Source organism: Roseofilum capinflatum BLCC-M114, from assembly GCF_030068505.1.
GTDB classification, from domain to species: Bacteria; Cyanobacteriota; Cyanobacteriia; order Cyanobacteriales; family Desertifilaceae; genus Roseofilum; species Roseofilum capinflatum.
Map to the genome: position 1 here is coordinate 1 of NZ_JAQOSO010000076.1, position 17,017 is coordinate 17,017.

A 17,017-nucleotide genomic window follows, 5' to 3' on the forward strand; every position below is an offset into this window, starting at 1 on the left:
GTGGGAGAAGGCTTGCCCTGAGCGAAGCCGAAGGGGGTTGGGGGAAGAGGGCAAAACTTGTTGGAAAATACGATAAAGATTCATAAAGCGTCAGCTAGGTGGAGTTGGGTGAACGTGAGCAGTAAACGACGATTTTGGGTTTCTCTTTCTGGGGTAGTGCTGGGAATAGTCTGCGGTTTTCCCAGTCGAGTCAATGCACAATTAGAATTTCTCGATCCTTTTCGGCAACTGGCAGATTTTGACTATTGGGCGAATTTATGCAATTTGTCAGTGGATGAAGATGGGGGTAAAATGCTGGAAGCTTGCGAGCAGGCACTGCTTCTCAGACCAAAAGATTCTCAAGTGTGGGCCGATCGCAGTCGTATTTTACTGCAACAAAATCGCTATGCTGAAGCCATCGCCTCGGCGGATACAGCTACTCGTCTAGAATCCAAGTTTTCCCGCGCTTTTACCTATCGCTGCCAGGCTTTACTCAAACTAGAACGCTATGAAGATGCCCTAGAAGCCTGCGAGGAAGCCTTGCGCTTGGATACGAATTGGGGACAGGAAAATCCGGTAATGGCTTGGGTACAGCGCGGTTTGGCTCTGGTTGCCCTCCAAGAATACCAAAATGCGGTCACCTCTTACGATCGCGCCCTGAATTTAGAACCGGAGTCTTCCCTGGTTTTAACCTATAAATGTGGGGCGCTGCTAGAGTTGGAAGAATATCAAGAGGCGATTGGCGCTTGTCAAGCAGCTCTGGAGATTAATCAGAATTGGGAATATGAGTCGGAAACCCTGGCATGGCAATATTTAGGGGTTGCCTTAAATCAGACTCAGTTGGCAGAAGGGGCGATCGCCGCTTACGATCAAGCTTTAAATCATAATCCCCAAAATCTCCAGGCTTGGATTCAGCAAGGAATGGCATTAAATCAAGTGGGAGAAGATTTAGAAGCGCTCAATTCCTACAATCAAGCCTTATCCCTACAAGCCGATTCTACCTTGGCTCTAGTGCTGCAATGCGAAACATTGAATAAACTCAAGCGCCATGAAGAAGCCATCACCGCGTGTGAAGCGGCACTCAAAGGCGATGGAACATGGGGAGAAATGGGCATTGCTACAGCTTGGAATCAACTCACCATCGCCTATACTCAACAAGGACAACTCGAACAAGGATTAGTTGCCGCTAACCGCGCTGTAGGGTTTCGTCCCGATTTTTCGGAAGCTTGGAATAACCGGGGGGTGACGCTCTGGTATTTGGAAGACTATGCCCAAAGTTTAGACTCCATTGCTCGTGCCCTGCAACTGCAACCGGAGTATGTGCAAGCTTGGCTCAATCGGGGGAGAGTTTTGCGATCGCTCCAAAGATATGTAGAATCAGTAGGAGCCTACGATCAAGCCCTACGCTATGAGCCAGATAACGCCAATGGATGGGCTAATCGCAGTGTAGCATTGTGGTATTTGGAAGAGTACGATCGCGCTTTAGACTCAGCTCGACAGGCGATCGCTCTTGATCAAACCTCTTTCCTCGGCTGGTACAATCAAGCTGTAACCTATGGTTCCCTCGGTCAATACGAACCCGCTATCTATTCCTACGCTCAAGCTGTGCGTATCGCCCCCAAAAATGCCAGCGTCTGGGCAGCTTTAGGGGTAATGTTACAAAAAGCCGGTCGAGATGCGGATGCTGCTCAAGCCTTTCAAGAAGCCCTCAAACTAGAGCCAGAACTCGAAACCGCCCGCCAAGGATTACAAAGTTTAAGCCGTAAGCCATAATATAGCCATGAATGAGTTAGTGATATAAGAACCGTTAAATTCGGGTTTGAGGTAAAAGGTCAATCGACTTTGTAAAGACGATCTTAACAGTCAAACCTTCAGACTCTTGAGAGTGTCAAGTTATGAATCATTTTGTTAAGCTTCAATACCTTTGATAGGATCTTGTGTCGAACCGGTGAATTCTAGGTTTAAAGTAGGTATGATTATAAAGAAATCCTTAAGGAGGCATCATTATGACTCCCCATCTGCTACGTCAGCTCTGGTCACTGATTGAAACCACTCAACCCCAACGTTTACTCCGGCTTGATGATGCAAGTCTTGTGAGGTGGCTGTTAGGGAATATGGCTCAAGAGCGATCGCTCAATGGAGAAGAAGCCGACTTACTCTCCCATTATATCGAATCCCGTTCTTCCCTAATCCGGGATTTAGCCCAAGAGCGCTTATCACCAGAAGTCTTTCCGTAAATAACGGTGCAAGACTCACCCGAATCCGGTTCTCCTGTTTGCAGCGCCTCAAGCATCAGGTAGAATCTTCGGCTGTGGATGCAGAGGCGATCGCCAAAAAATGTGTTCTGGAACACACCAAAAATCCTCCTGCGGATACCATATTGAACAGATACTGCTAATATCATGAAAACAAAAGTAAAGAATCTTGAAGCCACTTGACAAAAAGTGGCTACTTCAAGGTTGGCGTGTATCAGTGAGGAGAAACCCTTTTACATATGGCTAAATGGAAATCTTGGTTCATCTCTGTGCTACTGCTGGCTCTCCCCTTGGGAGCTTGCACAACCCCACCCCCAGAAAACACAGACGGAGGGATGGGGGGAGAAACTTCTGAGGCAGCTCCCCAAAGCCGTTTGGATGTCGTTAAGAGTCGGGGAACCCTAATCTGTGGAGTAGATGGGGGTATTCCTGGATTCAGCTTTGTGGACGAAACCGGAGAATATTCAGGCATTGATGTGGATATTTGTAAAGCTGTTGCTGCTGCCGTTTTAGGCGATCCCGAAGCCGTAGAATACCGTAACCTTGATTCTACAGAACGATTTACGGCTCTCTCTGGTGGTGAAGTAGATATGCTCTCTCGCAACACCACTTGGACAACAAGCCGAGATACCACCGTCGGTCTAGAATTTGCCCCAACCACCTTCTATGATGGACAAGGCATGATGGTGCGTGCAGACAGTGGCATCACCTCCCTAGCCGATTTTGAAGGTAGAGCCGTTTGTGTGGAAGCGGGAACCACCACCGAGCTGAACTTAACCGATAACATGCGGGAAGCGGGAGTAGAATTTGAAACCGTCACCTTCCAACAAGCTGACCCGGCCTATGCAGCCTATGCAGAAGAACGCTGTGAAGGCATGACTTCCGATAAATCCCAGCTTATTGCTCGGCGCAGTACCCTACCGAACCCGGACGATCATATTCTGTTGGATATCACCATGTCCAAAGAACCCCTGGGCCCGGTAACGATTAATAATGATTCTACCTGGTTTGATGTGGTTAAATGGGTCACCTACGGTTTGATCGAAGCTGAAGAGTTGGGCATTACTCAAGCGAATGTGGGACAAAGCCAAAGTAGTGAAGACCCCACCATACGCCGCTTCTTAGGAGTTGAAGGAGATTTGGGTACAGGGTTAGAACTCGATAATGATTTCATGGTCAATGTAATTTCCGCAGTCGGGAACTACGGCGAAGTTTTCGATCGCAATTTGGGTCAAGGATCTGAATTTAATTTAGAGCGCGGTCAAAATGACCTGTGGACTCGTGGCGGTTTGCTCTATTCTCCACCTTTCCGCTAAATTCAGTTATCAGTAAACAATCCCCCGTCACCAGTGATGTCATCATTGGTGACGATTTGTAGATTCTCCGGTTTGATAAACTCTTATGGCCTCGGCAAATGAGCATAGTATTCCTCTATGGCGTGATGAGCGATTTTGGCGAATTGCGCTGCAAGTGTTGGCGATCGCGATCGTCGTTTCTGTCATTAGTCTATTAACCTATAATGTTTCTAATAATCTCAAACGTGCGGGAATTGAGTTTGGGTTTGAGTTTTTAGATACCCAAGCCTCCTTTGCGATTGGGGAAAGTATTATTCCTTACGACCCAGCTAGAGATAGCTATGGCCGGGTTTTATTAGCTGGGTTGGTCAATACCCTGCGGGTGATTATTGCAGGAATTATCCTGACGACGGTGGTGGGAATTACCGTCGGGATTGCCAGTTTTTCTAATAATTGGTTACTCCGCAAAGGTAGCGAAGTCTATGTGGAATTAATCCGCAATGTCCCCCTACTCCTACAGTTGTTTTTCTGGTATCGGGCGGTTTTTTCTAAGTTACCGAGACCGAGCGATCGCATCGAGGTGATGGGAGTCGCTTTCTTGAGTAACCGAGGGGTTTTTCTCCCTTGGCCGAGGGTGGGTTGGCCCCTAGCCATTTGGTGTGCTGTGTTGCTCGGATTGGCGATCGCTGCCGCGCTCGTTTGGAAAATCCGCATCCGGGAAATGGTAGAGCGGGGCAGTTCTGGAAAACCCCAGTTAACTGCCTTGTGGATTATGGCGATCGCTGCGTTGCTGATTATTACCATAGCCTTTGCATGGGAAAAACCCACAGAAATTGAAATCGGACGGATTACCGGAGGGTTGCGCCTCACCGGAGAATTTGCTGCCTTGCTAACAGGATTAGTCTTTTATACCGGTGCATTCATTGCCGAAATTGTCCGCGCTGGAATTCAATCAGTCCCCACAGGACAGTGGGAAGCCGCCCGCGCCCTGGGTTTACACCCTGGCTTGTTGATGCGTTTAGTTGTCTTTCCCCAAGCCCTGCGGGTGATTATTCCCCCCTTGAGTAGTCAGTATATGAACTTGGCGAAAAACTCCAGCTTAGGAGCGGCGATCGCCTACGCGGAAATCTACAACGTTGCCAATACGACCTATAACCAAAGTGGGCGACCGGTAGAAGTGATGTTAATTATCATGGCCACCTATTTGCTGATGAACTTGTTTATTTCTCTCGGAATGAACCAAATCAACCGCTTGGTGCAACTGCAAGAAAGGTAATTTGATTAAAATTTAAAAATTGTTAGCTGAAGCGATCATTGTAAACCCCAGGGTTTGATCCCCCCTAGCCCCCCTTAAAAAGGGGGGAAATCAAAAAAGTCCCCCTTTTTAAGGGGGATTTAGGGGGATCAAACGTTTCCAAAACAAACAAGAAGAAATGAAAAATCATCCATTGCAATGACTTCTATACCGAGTAACACAACCGATATGGCCCCGCCGCCGGAGATGCGCGATACTCCGGTGAACTGGATTAAAAATAATCTCCTCAGTCCCTGGTATAACGGCTTAACCACGGTCATTATCCTAGGGGTGGTAATGACCGTGGGCTATAATTTCATCTCCTGGTCATTCACCGCAGCGCAGTGGGATGTGATCCCGCGAAACCTGCCCCTATTCATGGTGGGTCGCTATCCCAGTGAAGAATATTGGCGCTTGTGGATTTTAGCCGCCCTCATTAGTGTTTTTTCCGGCTTATCTTGGGGCGTAATTGCCCGATCACTCACCCTCTTTAGCCGTAATGTTCTCATCGGCTTGGGAATTGCTGCCCTAGGCTGCTTTATCACGCCGACCCCCATCCTCTATCGTGCTTTATTGGTCGGCTGTTTAGTGGCGATCGCCGCAAGTGCTTGGATCGGTCAACAAGTCGGTAAAGTGCAACCCGCTCTAGGAAAGTGGGTGTCATTCGGTTGGTTTGGCGTATTTTTAATCGGACTGTGGCTCATTGGCGGAGGACTGGGTTTAACCCCCGTGGGAACCAATGAATGGCAGGGCTTGCTGCTCACTGTCCTAACGGCCGTAGTTGGCATTACCCTCAGCTTTCCCATCGGTTTAGTGGCTGCACTCGGAAGACGCAGTACCTTACCCGTGGTCAAAGGACTCAGTATTGCTTATATTGAAGTCATTCGGGGCGTTCCCCTGATTACCATTTTATTTATGGGCCAGGTGATGATTCCCCTGTTTCTCCCGGAAGGAATACGTCCGGATCGGGTGATTCGGGCGATCGTGGGCTTAACCTTGTTTAGTTCCGCCTACCTAGCGGAAAATGTGCGAGGCGGTTTACAATCGATTCCCAAGGGACAAGCTGAAGCCTCACGGGCCCTAGGTTTAAGCACCCCGTTAACCCTGATTCTGATTGTTTTACCCCAAGCCCTGAAAGCTGTCATTCCGGCGATCGTCGGTCAATTTATTAGCCTGTTTCAGGATACGACCCTGTTGGCGATTACTGGCTTGGTAGAATTATTAGGTATTAGTAATTCTATTTTGGCGAATCCTCAGTTCTTGGGGCGCTTTTCAGAGGTGTATCTATTTATTGGTGTTCTCTTTTGGGTATTCTGTTATGCCATGTCTTCGGTTAGCCGATGGGTAGAAACGAAACTGAATACAGAACACCGCTAGTTAATTGGTATTTGCCCATTACCCATTACCCTTAGCATTTTTAAATGAGTTCCGAACCGTTTCCCCTCATCCCCCAACCCCTTCTCCCGCAGGAGAAGGGGAGCAAAAGTCCCTCTCCCGTGGGAGAGGGATTTAGGGAGAGGGCATTCCAAGTTTGCGGCTCAAGTGAAAACGCCCTATTCCCCATTCCCTATTCCCTATTACCATGACCCATTCCGATCGCTTAACCAAAACTGAAAATAATCAAGTTCCTGTGGACACCGAACCGGCCATCATTGCCCAAGAAGTCCATAAATGGTATGCCAGCAATAAGTTTCATGTCCTGCGAGGGGTGAGCTTAGAGGTGACCAAAGGCGAAGTGGTGGTGGTCATGGGGCCGAGTGGCTCCGGAAAATCCACGTTTATTCGCACGTTTAATGCCCTAGAAGAGTATCAAAAGGGCAAAATTATTATTGATGGCATTGAGTTGTCCCACGATCTCAAGAATATTGATGCCGTGCGTCGGGAAGTGGGGATGGTGTTTCAACAGTTTAATCTGTTTCCCCATTTGACGGTGTTGCAAAATGTGACCTTAGCACCCATTTGGGTGCGCCGTTGGAAGAAGGAAAAAGCGGAGGAAATTGCACTACAGTTGTTAGAGAAAGTGGGAATTTTGGAGCAAGCGAAGAAATTTCCTGGACAGCTATCGGGGGGACAACAGCAACGGGTGGCGATCGCCCGCGCTTTGGCAATGCAGCCCAAAATCATGCTCTTTGATGAACCGACTTCCGCTCTTGATCCGGAGATGGTGCGGGAGGTACTCGATACCATGCGATCGCTGGCTCAAAGTGGGATGACCATGGTTTGTGTCACCCATGAAGTGGGGTTTGCCCGTGAAGTAGCCGATCGGGTGGTGTTAATGGCTGATGGGCTATTAGTGGAGGAAGCAACCCCTGATGAATTTTTTAACAACCCCAAAGAAGAGCGAACGCAAAAGTTTTTATCGCAAATCTTGTAACTTGTCTCTGTGTCATTTTTCAGGCAAGAATGAAGTAGCTTTGGGGATTGAAGAGGAGGTGAGGAGCAAAGTAGAACAGGATTAATTTTCCTTATCGAGGACAAACTAAAACACCATTGGCATTCTCAACAATGGAACCTTCAACATCGTTGATATAAATGGTATTTCCAGTTAAGACGCGCACGAGTCTGGGTTTTTCTTGCAAACATTCACCAATGGTTTCCGCCCAGCGAATTAATTCACTGGTATCTCTGGTTACTCCAAAAGCATCCGTGATCGGGGTGTTCGACCTAATGCTGGTATCTTGGAAAATTGCCGTTTCAATCGGTAAACTAAAGCGTAAGGGTAAAACTTTCCCGGTTGGCGCTGTCGTTACATATTCTCTGGGGCCGACATAACTGCCGCCGTAGAGTTCTTGGAAGGCCGTTTTCCGATAGTAGTCTACTTGAATACTGGGCACACGATCTTGGGCTTTTAGGGCTAAGGGAGAAGCCGCCACAGCTACAGTCGCTAAGACGGAAGCGGCAACTGTTTTAAGAACATTGTTCATGATTTCCACCTTTAACAGAGTGAATTCAATACTGAGGACATCAAGGGTAAAAATTTTAGGTTAGTCTAGAGAGACTTAGACCCTAGATGAATAACGATTCTACTATAGCAGAGCCAAGAGAAACCGGAATTTTTATTTAGGTAGAAACTGAGGTAGGGGAGCATTCTCTGGTGGAGATTCACTCAGATATTGAGTCATGACCCAATATCCTGCATAAGCTGGGATCATTAGAGCGATCGCAAAGGCAAAGGTTGCCAACCAAAATTTAGCACGACCTGACGATCCGTAGTGACATCGATAGGGGTCAAAGGAGAGGGTTTCCGGGCGGATTTTCTGTCGAGTCGCCAGAGAGCGCCGAAATCTGATCCGGCGATCGTCGAGTTTTTCTAAGAAAATCCAACCCGCTTGGGATTCTTCCCGACAGAGTTGGTGAAATATAGTCGGATTGCGAAACAAATCGCTCTTGGCTCGCACGATCTTAAATTCCCATCCCCTGGCTTTGGCTGAACCATTTTGATTCGGTTGTCCTTCTGTACCAAAGTGTTCTTTGGGTTCATAATGGGTCAAAACTTCTTCCTCCTCCTGATTCCGTTTCTGGATTTCTCTTTGAGCGCGATCGAGACGATTGCCGATCGCCAGCAATTGACATCCCAAACTACTAAAAAATAAACTACTAATCACTAATTCGAGCATATAACGCTTCGCGTGGTTATTGGTAAGGGGCAGAAGGGTCAATCCATTTGTGTTTAAAAGTCCCCATTTTTAAGGCTTAGAGGGATCGGGGTTCACGAAGTAACCTTCAATTAATATATCGTTGCCTAAAGATTGATAGTGAATCTCGGTGAGATTCAAGGCTTGAGTCATTTGGGTTAAGCCTAAATCTCCCACGGGAGAAGGAGCGCGATCGCCCCCAATAATCTTAGGCGCGATAAAGGCATACACTTTCTGTACCATTCCAGAGGCGATCGCCTCTGCTCCCAGTCGTCCTCCGCATTCCCATAACACCGATAAAAACCCCCGTTGATATCCATAGTCCATCGCTGCTCTGGGAGTCAGTTCCGGAAATGCCACCACCTCTACTCCCTGGTTCCTCAACTCCCTCTGTAATGTCGGGTTGGCTCCCTCCTGGGTTAATACCACCGTCGGCGCAACCGGCTCCCACAATTGGGCAGAACGGGGTAAATTCAAGGAACGACTCATGACTATCCGCACGGGATTGCGATCGACCACTCCATGGGTGGTTAATTGGGGATTATCTTTGCGTAGGGTATTACCTCCCACGATCACCGCATCACAAGCGCCTCGCAACTGATGCACCCACCGTCTAGAGTCTTCTCCAGTCACCCAAGTGCTATGACCTGTGGTTGTAGCGATTTTTCCATCTAAGGTCATGGCGTACTTAAAAATCCCCCAAGGCCGTTGATGGCGGATACGATGAATAAAGGCTTCATTCAGACGCTGACAGGCTGGCTCTTCAATTCCCACCTCGACCTCGATTCCTGCGTCTCTTAGCCGTTGAATTCCCCCCCCTGACACCCTGGGATCGGGGTCTACCATCCCCACGACCACCCGCCTGACTCCGGCAGCAATTAGGGCTTCTGTACAGGGAGGAGTGCGGCCATAATGATTACAGGGTTCTAAGTTGACATAAACGGTTGCACCTTGGGCGCGATCGCCCGCCGCTTGTAGGGCAAAAACTTCCGCGTGAGGCTCTCCCGCACGGGGATGGAAGCCCTCCCCCACTACTTCGTTTTCCGCAACCACAACGGCCCCAACCAGAGGGTTGGGAGCGGTCTGGCCAAGGGCTTGGCGAGCTAATTGAATGCACCGGTGAATATAAGCGGAATCTACATCAGAGTGAGATTCCTTCGAGGAATGGGTCAAGGTTGTAAGGGGATTATTTAGACTCTTGGGCGAAAATTCTGGCTGATTTTAGCACGAATTGATGCAGGCATTACAAACCCTAGGAAGAGGTGAGTTTATGATGCTTCCCAATCGGAGAGTCAGCATCATTTCTTAGTTTTTTAAGTTGCTAAATCTCTAAATAGTGATATAATTTTAATTAAGCGTGAATGAAGGAGACTTGGATGTTATTTCGTCAACTGTTCGATCCAGAAACCAGCACGTATACTTATCTATTGGCTGACTTGAAGACTCAAGAAGCTGTATTAGTCGATCCAGTTCTAGAGCAAGTGGGGCGAGAGTTACAACTGTTGCAGGAATTGGGGTTAAGTCTTCGCTATTGCCTAGAAACCCATATTCATGCTGACCATATTACGGGCAGCGGCCAGCTTCGGGAAGTAACCGGGTGTACGTCCATTGTGCCCCAACAGGCGGGAGCGCAATGTGCCGATCGCTTTATGGCGGATGGGGAAGTGTTGCAAGTGGGAGAACTGGAGATTCAGGCGATCGCCACTCCCGGTCATACCGATAGCCATATGGCTTATCTGGTGAATGGCGAAAAATTACTGACCGGTGATTCTCTCCTGATTCGAGGCTGCGGTCGTACAGATTTCCAAAGCGGCGATCCGGGTCTTCTTTATGATGCCATTACTCAACGGTTATTTACCCTTCCCGATCGCACCGAAGTCTATCCCGGCCATGATTATAAAGGCTATATGGTATCCACCATTGGCGAAGAAAAACAATTCAATCCTCGTTTAGCCGGTCAAACCCGTGAGAGCTTTATCACCCTGATGAAAGGCTTAAATTTACCCAACCCGAAAAAAATTGCCGAAGCGGTTCCCGCTAATGAAAGATGTGGCAAAGTGCCCGTCTTAGTTTAATTCATGCTGTCTCTTATTTTTTCCTAACTTAATCTTCAATCAACTATGGTGAGCCATCAAAATCTGCAAGATAAACTCCAAGCGATCGCCAGTTCTTCTGTAAAAGAATTGTGGGAACAAGATCGGATTCAGTTTATTGATGTTCGCGAACCCAGTGAATATGCTGGAGAGCGCATTCCAGGGGCTATTTCTCGACCCTTATCCCGATTTAATCCGGATGATGTTCTTCCCGATCCTAGCAAACCCTTTGTTCTCTACTGCCAAACCGGAAATCGTTCAGCTACGGCGGCACAAAAGCTGTTTCTAGCGGGCTTTGAAGAGGTAGCTCACCTGGGAGGAGGACTGGAGGACTGGAAACGGCAAGGCTATCCTACCCACGTGAATCCCAAGGCTCCAATTAGCATCATGCGTCAGGTGCAAATTGTGGCCGGTTCTTTGGTTTTGACGGGAACTTTGTTAGGCGCATTTGTGGCTCCTGGGTTCCTATTTTTGAGTGGTTTTGTGGGTGCAGGATTGATGTTTGCCGGGATTAGTAATACCTGTATGATGGCTGAGTTGTTGGGGAAATTGCCTTACAATCAGCGCGTTTAGATCTTCTTTTTCCCCTCTCCTGGTAGAGGGGATGGGGGGATAGGGAGATGGGGGGATTATAGCGTGAAAAATGATTTTCCTATTACCCATTACCTATTACCCATTACCGAGCGAAGTACTATATGAGGAAAATCAGATGGTAGTGAATCTGATAGGCCATGCTTTGGCCGTTTGGATCGGCTTGACCTTGGGCCTAATTGGCGGTGGCGGTTCGGTGTTGGCTCTGCCGGTGTTAATGTATGTGATGGGGGTAGAAACCCAATCGGCGATCGCCATGACGTTAGCGATTGTCGGTAGTGTGAGCTTGATTGGCATGATTTCCCATTGGCGATCGGGGAATGTGAACCTGCAAGCAGCAGTGATGTTTGCCCCTCCAGCTATGGTGGGTTCTTTTTTTGGCGCTAAAATTGCCACTCTACCGATGATTAACCCCACCGTACAACTGATGGGGTTTGTGGCCATGATGGTCACAGCCAGTGTTTTAATGATTCAGAGGAGTGGGAAGAAAAAGAGGGAAGAGACAGAAAAGACTGCCCCAGTTTCTCAGGGTTGGCAGAGGTTTCTCCTGATTCCCTTGGCCGGTTTGAGCATCGGATTAGTGACCGGATTTGTGGGAGTTGGGGGCGGTTTTTTAGTGATTCCGGCCTTGGTGTTACTCGGTCAGATTCCCATGAAACAGGCGATCGGCACATCCCTGTTAGTGATTGCTTTTCAATCGATGACTGGGTTTTGGGGATATCTGAGCAGTCAGATCCCGATTAATCTCCCCTTAGTGTTCTCCTTTATCGTTGCTGCAAGTATGGGGATTATCTTGGGGTCACATTTAAGCCAGTTTGTTCCTGGAAAGCAACTAGAGAAAAACTTTGGCTATTTTCTGCTGGTGATCGCCGTTTTAATGGTCGTCAAATCCTAAACTTCAGTTTTCAAAGCCTGCGATCGCTGTAACTGTTTCACATCAATCAAAGGCAATAGAATTTCCACCGTTGTCCCCTTTCCTTCCCCCTCACTATACAGAGTAATCTGACCTTCCATCATTTGAATTAAATTTCGAGAAATCGCCAATCCTAACCCCGTCCCTTCAAACTTGCGAGTCCGACTCCCATCACCCATCACAAAGGGTTCAAACAACTTGGATTGGGAAGATGGCTCAATCCCAATTCCCGTATCTTTAATTCTAACGACTGCTTGAGACGGCGATGAGCTGTTACCATTGGTCTTCAATGCTCCATCCTCCTCCATCTTCTCCACGGCGATCGTAATGCCTCCCTGTTCGGTAAACTTAATCGCATTGCCGATCACATTCATAAAAACTTGCTTGAGTTTGTCTACATCAGCATAAACGGCGATCGCTTCAATTTGACGTTCATAGGTTAAGGACAATCCTTTAGAGTGTATAGAGCCAGATTCAATATCAATGACCTCTTGTAGAACCTGATTTAAGTCTACTGCTTCTAACTCTAGAGAGAGCTTACCCGCTTCAATTTTAGACAAATCCAAAATATCATTAATAATTGAGAGTAAATGCATAGCCGCATTATCGACTTGTTGTAAAAAGTCTAACTCTTCTTCTTTATCATCACAGAACCCATCTTTAACCAACCGAACCGACCCAAGAATTGCATTGAGTGGCGTTCTCAATTCATGAGAAATGCTGGCTAAAAACTCACTTTTAAGCTGATTAGAACTTTTCGCTTCCTGCCAAGCCACTTCTAGCTCTTCTGCCCAACTGGTTAACCGTTCGACCATACTATTAAGAGCTTGAGCCAGTTGATTAAATTCATGAATTTTGAAATGCTGGGGAATGGCTTCTGGTGAAACACTACATTCAACGCTTTTGGCATATTTTCCTAACTGTTCAACTGGACTAACCAACGAGCGAGCTAAAATTAGCGTAGCAATTAAATTGGCTGCAATTAATCCCAACACTAAATTAATTAGGGTTTGCCGAATTTCTTGCAGACCATAGAGGGCATGATCCAAAGGTGTGACGGCTAAAACCACCCATTGTCCCTGAGTCGATCCGTCGGTCGTTGGATTGGGAATGGCGGTATATCCAGTAATCACTTCCTTTCCACTTTGATCGAACTGAGGTAAGTGCAGAAAATTGCTTTGCCCCCCGGTCGCTGACCGCATAATTACATCTAATCTAGATTTGAGATTTACATCGCTGATCTCATCAATATTAGTTCCAATTTGACTGTTATCTAGATGGGCAATGATTGTGCCTTCTTGATTCAGAATCACCGTATAACCGGATAAAGATTTGCGTTCTTGAATGTGTTTTAGGGGAAGAGCTGCTTCAAGGACTAGGGTAGCTAGGGGTTCCCCAGAAGTGTTATCCACGGAGGCACTGATTAAAAAGTGCAGTTTGTCTTGACCATAGCGATCTAGAGTGGAGTGGGGATTATCAGTGAGTAATTCGACTTTTACGGGGCTAGAAGATTGAGGAGAGGGTTTTTGAGTGATTTTTTCAGTTGAGAGGTTAGCGATCGCCTCGACTCCACAGGTACTCGCAATAATTTTATCACCGGTCAGGCTTTGCAGTTGCAAACAGACCACAGAATCAGAAACGACAGAATCATAAAACCTCTGACTTAGCTCTTGGAGATAGGGATCGATTTTGGATACATCCCCGGATTGTAAAATTCCACTTTCACTAGCCGTTATGACTTGATCGGTTAGACCATTGATACTGAGATGGACGAGATCGGCTTTTTTAAGGGCGCTTTCAACGATATTATACCGAGCTGTTTCTAACAAACTTGAACGGGCTTTACGGTAAGTGGCATATTGAAGTAAAAGTAAAACCGGAATGGTCATCAGCAAAATCCGCCCTAACAAAATACGGCGAAAAGAGGTTTCGGTGGATTGGAGTAAACGGAAGAACTTCAACATACCCTAAATGGTGGCAAAGGATTGCACAGGTCAACACATGAGTAGGATTGCTCCTAAGTTGGGATACAATTAAAACTAGATTTTGAGTGAACTCCTTGATTAATTGTACGAAATGATTGGTTTGTTTGGCTCCCAGAATTTACGGAAAATTACGCAAGATTTTTTGATGAGAACTCAGGCATAATAGTGATAAGGAACTCAACAATTATCTTATGGCCCGTCTCAATCATAAGGCATATACTATCCTAGTGCGGGAACTAGAACGATGTGTGGGCAATGATCCGCTCAAAGCTCCTACAAAAAAGCTGGTACTCAAGCGGTTAGAGCGTCTGCGACAACAAACTGGCGATCCGGTTTCGGCTCAACAGCTACAGGAAACGATTCAGGCTCTGATTCCGGAGTTCCCAACCCAGGTGATTCGTAAAGCCGCAAAAGCGAATCAACCTTCTTCGGGACTTTTGGGGTATTTGTTTTGGGGAGGAGCCGGTTTAGCGGGATTAGCGGGTTTGGTGTATATCCTTAATCTGCCCTATCCTATGATTCGCTGGCCAGTGTCCAAAACAATTCCCTTGGTGTTGCTGCCCAGTTATATGAAAATGGATTACGATTATCGGGGAGCGATCGCCAATGTGGAAAAAGCTGACCAACTGATTAACCAAGCCACTAGCGCCGCCGATATCGAGTTAGGAGAAGAGAAAGTCAACCTGGCGCAAAATCATTTGGATGGCTTACCCGTGTGGTTTTTAGGTTATTTCCCCCAGCGCTACTGTACCTTGTTTAGTTGTAGTTGGCGGTTTACCCTAGATGAATATCAGGGCGCTAGGCAGCAAGTCGCTCGCATGGATGCCAAAGTTTTCCAAGAAAATAATGCCCTAACTCTGCTAGAAGAAGGGCAAGGCCAAATCGAAGCAGCCAAAAGTCAGTATCAACAGGCTAACTCTGAAAGGGATAAACAGGAGGCGATATCCCTATGGCAAGCCGGCCTGGATAAACTCGACCAAATCCCCCGGCAAACGGTTGCCGGACGTATGTCTGAGCCTCAAATTCGAGCCTATCAGCGCGATTTTCAGCAGGCCTCTGGGCGAGCTGTCGGAACCCAGAAAACGGATACCCTGATCCAAGCTGCTGCTCAGTATGGCATGGCAGCGGCCCAAATGTCCCAAAATCCGCCCCATGGTGAGGAGCAATGGCAGGAAATTATCCGCTTGTGGGATCAAGGCAGTAATCAGTTAGAACGGGTTAGGGATGATAACCCCGCCTATGTGCAAGCTCAGGCTAAATTAGCTGAATATCGGAAAAATGCGGCTATGGCGCGAATTCGCCTGCGGAATGAACAGCGCTCGGCTCAAGCTCTGAATCAGGCTAAAAGTCAAATTACGGCTTGGCAACGGTTAGCGGCTTCTAATGCTAATAGGGGGGTACTCGTCAGTGGACTGCAAAGGATTATTTATGACTTGGATCAAGTAAAATCGGGTACAACTGCGACGGAAGAAGCGCGATCGCTGCGAGAGTTTGCTGAAGCGAAAATGCAGGAACTCAGTCAGTGAGAGGAATGTAGTTATACAACTTGAGACTTAATAAAGTCAATAAACTGCCGCGCGGTTCTACCAGAGCGCCCATTATGACGAGTTGCCCATTGTAGGGCTTGATATTCTAATTCTCCACCGGTGAGAGAAAGTTGATTAAGGGCGGCTAAATGTTGCACCATTTGTAGATAGGTTCTTTGATCGGCGGGTTCAAAGGTGAGGGTTAAGCCAAAGCGATCGCTAAAGGACAGCTTTTCCTGGACTGTATCCCAATGATGAATCTCTTGGGCATCTTGGGGACGGGGGCGATCGCTGAAAAATTCCCGGATCAGGTGACGACGGTTGGAGGTAGCATAAACGACTACATTATCCGGTCTTGCGGTTAAATTGCCTTCTAAGACGACTTTCAGGGACTTAAAAGCATCATCATCTTCTTCAAAGGATAAGTCATCTACAAAGATAATAAACTTTTGCGGCAGATTCCGCAGGCGTTCCACAATGTCCGGCAAGTCCTTGAGATCGGATTTAGCCACTTCAATTAAGCGTAAGGTATCATAGCGATGCAGCAAGCCTTTAATTAAAGAAGACTTGCCACTGCCCCGGCTACCGTATAACAGCACGTTCAGCGCCGGATAGCCAGCGAGTAAGGCTTCTGTGTTCTGCAAAAGGGCTTGTTTTTGCTCTTCATATCCGACTAATTCCTTCAGTTGAATGCGATCGGGATAAGACACTCCTTTTAATTCTCCTGACTGCCAACGTAAGGCTCGATATTCAGAAAAAATTCCCGTTCCATGCTGTTGATAATAGCGGGCTAATTCCGGCAGCGCATCAGCCCAATTTTCGCTGTTTCCTACCAGAGGATGTGCTGAAGATTCCATCATCCAGGAAACCGGAGGTTCTGGCAGATCGGCGACCCATTGCACCCACAAGCCGATCTGTTCAACCACCAGAGGATCTCCTTCACAGAGGGTTTGTAGAGTGTGCAAATCTTGCCTGGCAGCAGAGACCAGGGGGCTGGCAATTTTAGCTAGGGGAAGCCGTTGCGCTTGGCTAGTAAAGGGGTTATGGTCGCGGAAAATTTGCGCCAATAGATAATCCGACCAACTTTTTTGCACATGGGCTAGGGTTCTAAACCAATGACCATATGCCTTGAGACATTCTAGGGGATTCGGTTCGGGTTGGTTGAGTTGGTCTAAGAGGTTCAGGAAGGCTTGACCGACTTGGCGATCGAGTACATTTTGATAGAGGAGGAGGGAAGCGGCTTGATGTTGCAGGGAGGCAATGTGTTGTCGCGCTGAAGGGTTTAGGGTGGTCATAGAGTAATGAATAATAAGTAATAAGTAATGAGTAATGAGTAATGAGCTACTGGGTACTATAATACATATAAAATTTTCATCGGCATGGCCCGCGATCGCTACCGTGACAACCCTAAAATGGTGGGTTACGGCGGATTGAGAGATTGCTGTCAGAGT

At 47.3% G+C, this 17,017-nt stretch carries 15 protein-coding genes; 10 read left to right on the top strand and 5 right to left on the bottom strand.

Features of this window, described 5'->3' with window-relative positions; translation table 11 throughout:
- Nucleotides 1-114: 114 nt before the first annotated feature.
- From PMG25_RS13260 to PMG25_RS13285, 6 genes are all read left to right on the top strand, one after another.
- Nucleotides 115-1,752 carry a tetratricopeptide repeat protein gene (locus PMG25_RS13260; protein ID WP_283767377.1) on the top strand — a complete coding sequence of 546 codons (1,638 nt, stop codon included), beginning with the start codon at nucleotides 115-117 and terminating at the stop codon, nucleotides 1,750-1,752.
- A gap of 233 nt (nucleotides 1,753-1,985) precedes the next feature.
- A complete protein-coding gene (locus PMG25_RS13265) occupies nucleotides 1,986-2,216 on the top strand; it encodes a hypothetical protein (RefSeq protein WP_283767378.1) in 231 nt (76 codons plus the stop codon).
- A gap of 257 nt (nucleotides 2,217-2,473) precedes the next feature.
- The gene (locus tag PMG25_RS13270; protein WP_283767379.1) at nucleotides 2,474-3,550 is read left to right on the top strand and encodes an amino acid ABC transporter substrate-binding protein; all 1,077 of its coding nucleotides are present in this window, start codon (nucleotides 2,474-2,476) and stop codon (nucleotides 3,548-3,550) included.
- An 85-nt stretch (nucleotides 3,551-3,635) separates the two neighbouring features.
- The gene (locus PMG25_RS13275) at nucleotides 3,636-4,805 is read left to right on the top strand and encodes an amino acid ABC transporter permease (RefSeq protein ID WP_283767380.1); all 1,170 of its coding nucleotides are present in this window, start codon (nucleotides 3,636-3,638) and stop codon (nucleotides 4,803-4,805) included.
- A 177-nt stretch (nucleotides 4,806-4,982) separates the two neighbouring features.
- Nucleotides 4,983-6,200 carry an amino acid ABC transporter permease gene (locus PMG25_RS13280; RefSeq protein ID WP_283767381.1) on the top strand — a complete coding sequence of 406 codons (1,218 nt, stop codon included), beginning with the start codon at nucleotides 4,983-4,985 and terminating at the stop codon, nucleotides 6,198-6,200.
- 205 nt (nucleotides 6,201-6,405) lie between these two features.
- Entirely contained in the window at nucleotides 6,406-7,197 is a 792-nt protein-coding gene (locus PMG25_RS13285) for an amino acid ABC transporter ATP-binding protein (RefSeq protein ID WP_283767382.1), read from the top strand.
- Between the two features lie 91 nt (nucleotides 7,198-7,288).
- Here PMG25_RS13285 and PMG25_RS13290 read toward each other — a convergent pair whose 3' ends face one another.
- From PMG25_RS13290 to ribD, 3 genes are all read right to left on the bottom strand, one after another.
- Nucleotides 7,289-7,747: a hypothetical protein gene (locus PMG25_RS13290; RefSeq protein ID WP_283767383.1), complete on the bottom strand. Its 459-nt coding sequence runs from the start codon at nucleotides 7,745-7,747 to the stop codon at nucleotides 7,289-7,291.
- A gap of 132 nt (nucleotides 7,748-7,879) precedes the next feature.
- Nucleotides 7,880-8,440, bottom strand: coding sequence for a hypothetical protein (locus tag PMG25_RS13295; protein ID WP_283767384.1), 561 nt, complete (start codon nucleotides 8,438-8,440; stop codon nucleotides 7,880-7,882).
- Between the two features lie 69 nt (nucleotides 8,441-8,509).
- Nucleotides 8,510-9,631, bottom strand: coding sequence for a bifunctional diaminohydroxyphosphoribosylaminopyrimidine deaminase/5-amino-6-(5-phosphoribosylamino)uracil reductase RibD (ribD, locus tag PMG25_RS13300; protein WP_283767385.1), 1,122 nt, complete (start codon nucleotides 9,629-9,631; stop codon nucleotides 8,510-8,512).
- Nucleotides 9,632-9,834: 203 nt separating this feature from the next.
- Between ribD and PMG25_RS13305 the strand changes: the two genes are divergently transcribed.
- The 3 genes from PMG25_RS13305 to PMG25_RS13315 all read left to right on the top strand — a co-directional run bounded on the left by PMG25_RS13305 (nucleotide 9,835) and on the right by PMG25_RS13315 (nucleotide 12,037).
- Nucleotides 9,835-10,533, top strand: a complete 699-nt coding sequence (locus tag PMG25_RS13305; RefSeq protein ID WP_283767386.1) for an MBL fold metallo-hydrolase — start codon at nucleotides 9,835-9,837, stop codon at nucleotides 10,531-10,533.
- Between the two features lie 45 nt (nucleotides 10,534-10,578).
- Nucleotides 10,579-11,124 carry a rhodanese-like domain-containing protein gene (locus tag PMG25_RS13310; protein ID WP_283767387.1) on the top strand — a complete coding sequence of 182 codons (546 nt, stop codon included), beginning with the start codon at nucleotides 10,579-10,581 and terminating at the stop codon, nucleotides 11,122-11,124.
- Nucleotides 11,125-11,260: 136 nt separating this feature from the next.
- Nucleotides 11,261-12,037: a sulfite exporter TauE/SafE family protein gene (locus PMG25_RS13315; RefSeq protein ID WP_283767388.1), complete on the top strand. Its 777-nt coding sequence runs from the start codon at nucleotides 11,261-11,263 to the stop codon at nucleotides 12,035-12,037.
- Here the strand turns inward: PMG25_RS13315 and PMG25_RS13320 are convergent.
- Nucleotides 12,034-14,019 carry an ATP-binding protein gene (locus tag PMG25_RS13320; protein ID WP_283767389.1) on the bottom strand — a complete coding sequence of 662 codons (1,986 nt, stop codon included), beginning with the start codon at nucleotides 14,017-14,019 and terminating at the stop codon, nucleotides 12,034-12,036. The genes PMG25_RS13315 and PMG25_RS13320 overlap by 4 nt on opposite strands.
- A 212-nt stretch (nucleotides 14,020-14,231) precedes the next feature.
- On the opposite strand from PMG25_RS13320, the gene PMG25_RS13325 reads away from it, so the two are divergent.
- Nucleotides 14,232-15,566: a hypothetical protein gene (locus tag PMG25_RS13325; protein ID WP_283767390.1), complete on the top strand. Its 1,335-nt coding sequence runs from the start codon at nucleotides 14,232-14,234 to the stop codon at nucleotides 15,564-15,566.
- Between the two features lie 11 nt (nucleotides 15,567-15,577).
- Here PMG25_RS13325 and PMG25_RS13330 read toward each other — a convergent pair whose 3' ends face one another.
- Nucleotides 15,578-16,861 carry an ATP-binding protein gene (locus tag PMG25_RS13330; protein WP_347178830.1) on the bottom strand — a complete coding sequence of 428 codons (1,284 nt, stop codon included), beginning with the start codon at nucleotides 16,859-16,861 and terminating at the stop codon, nucleotides 15,578-15,580.
- Between the last annotated feature and the right edge of the window lie 156 nt (nucleotides 16,862-17,017).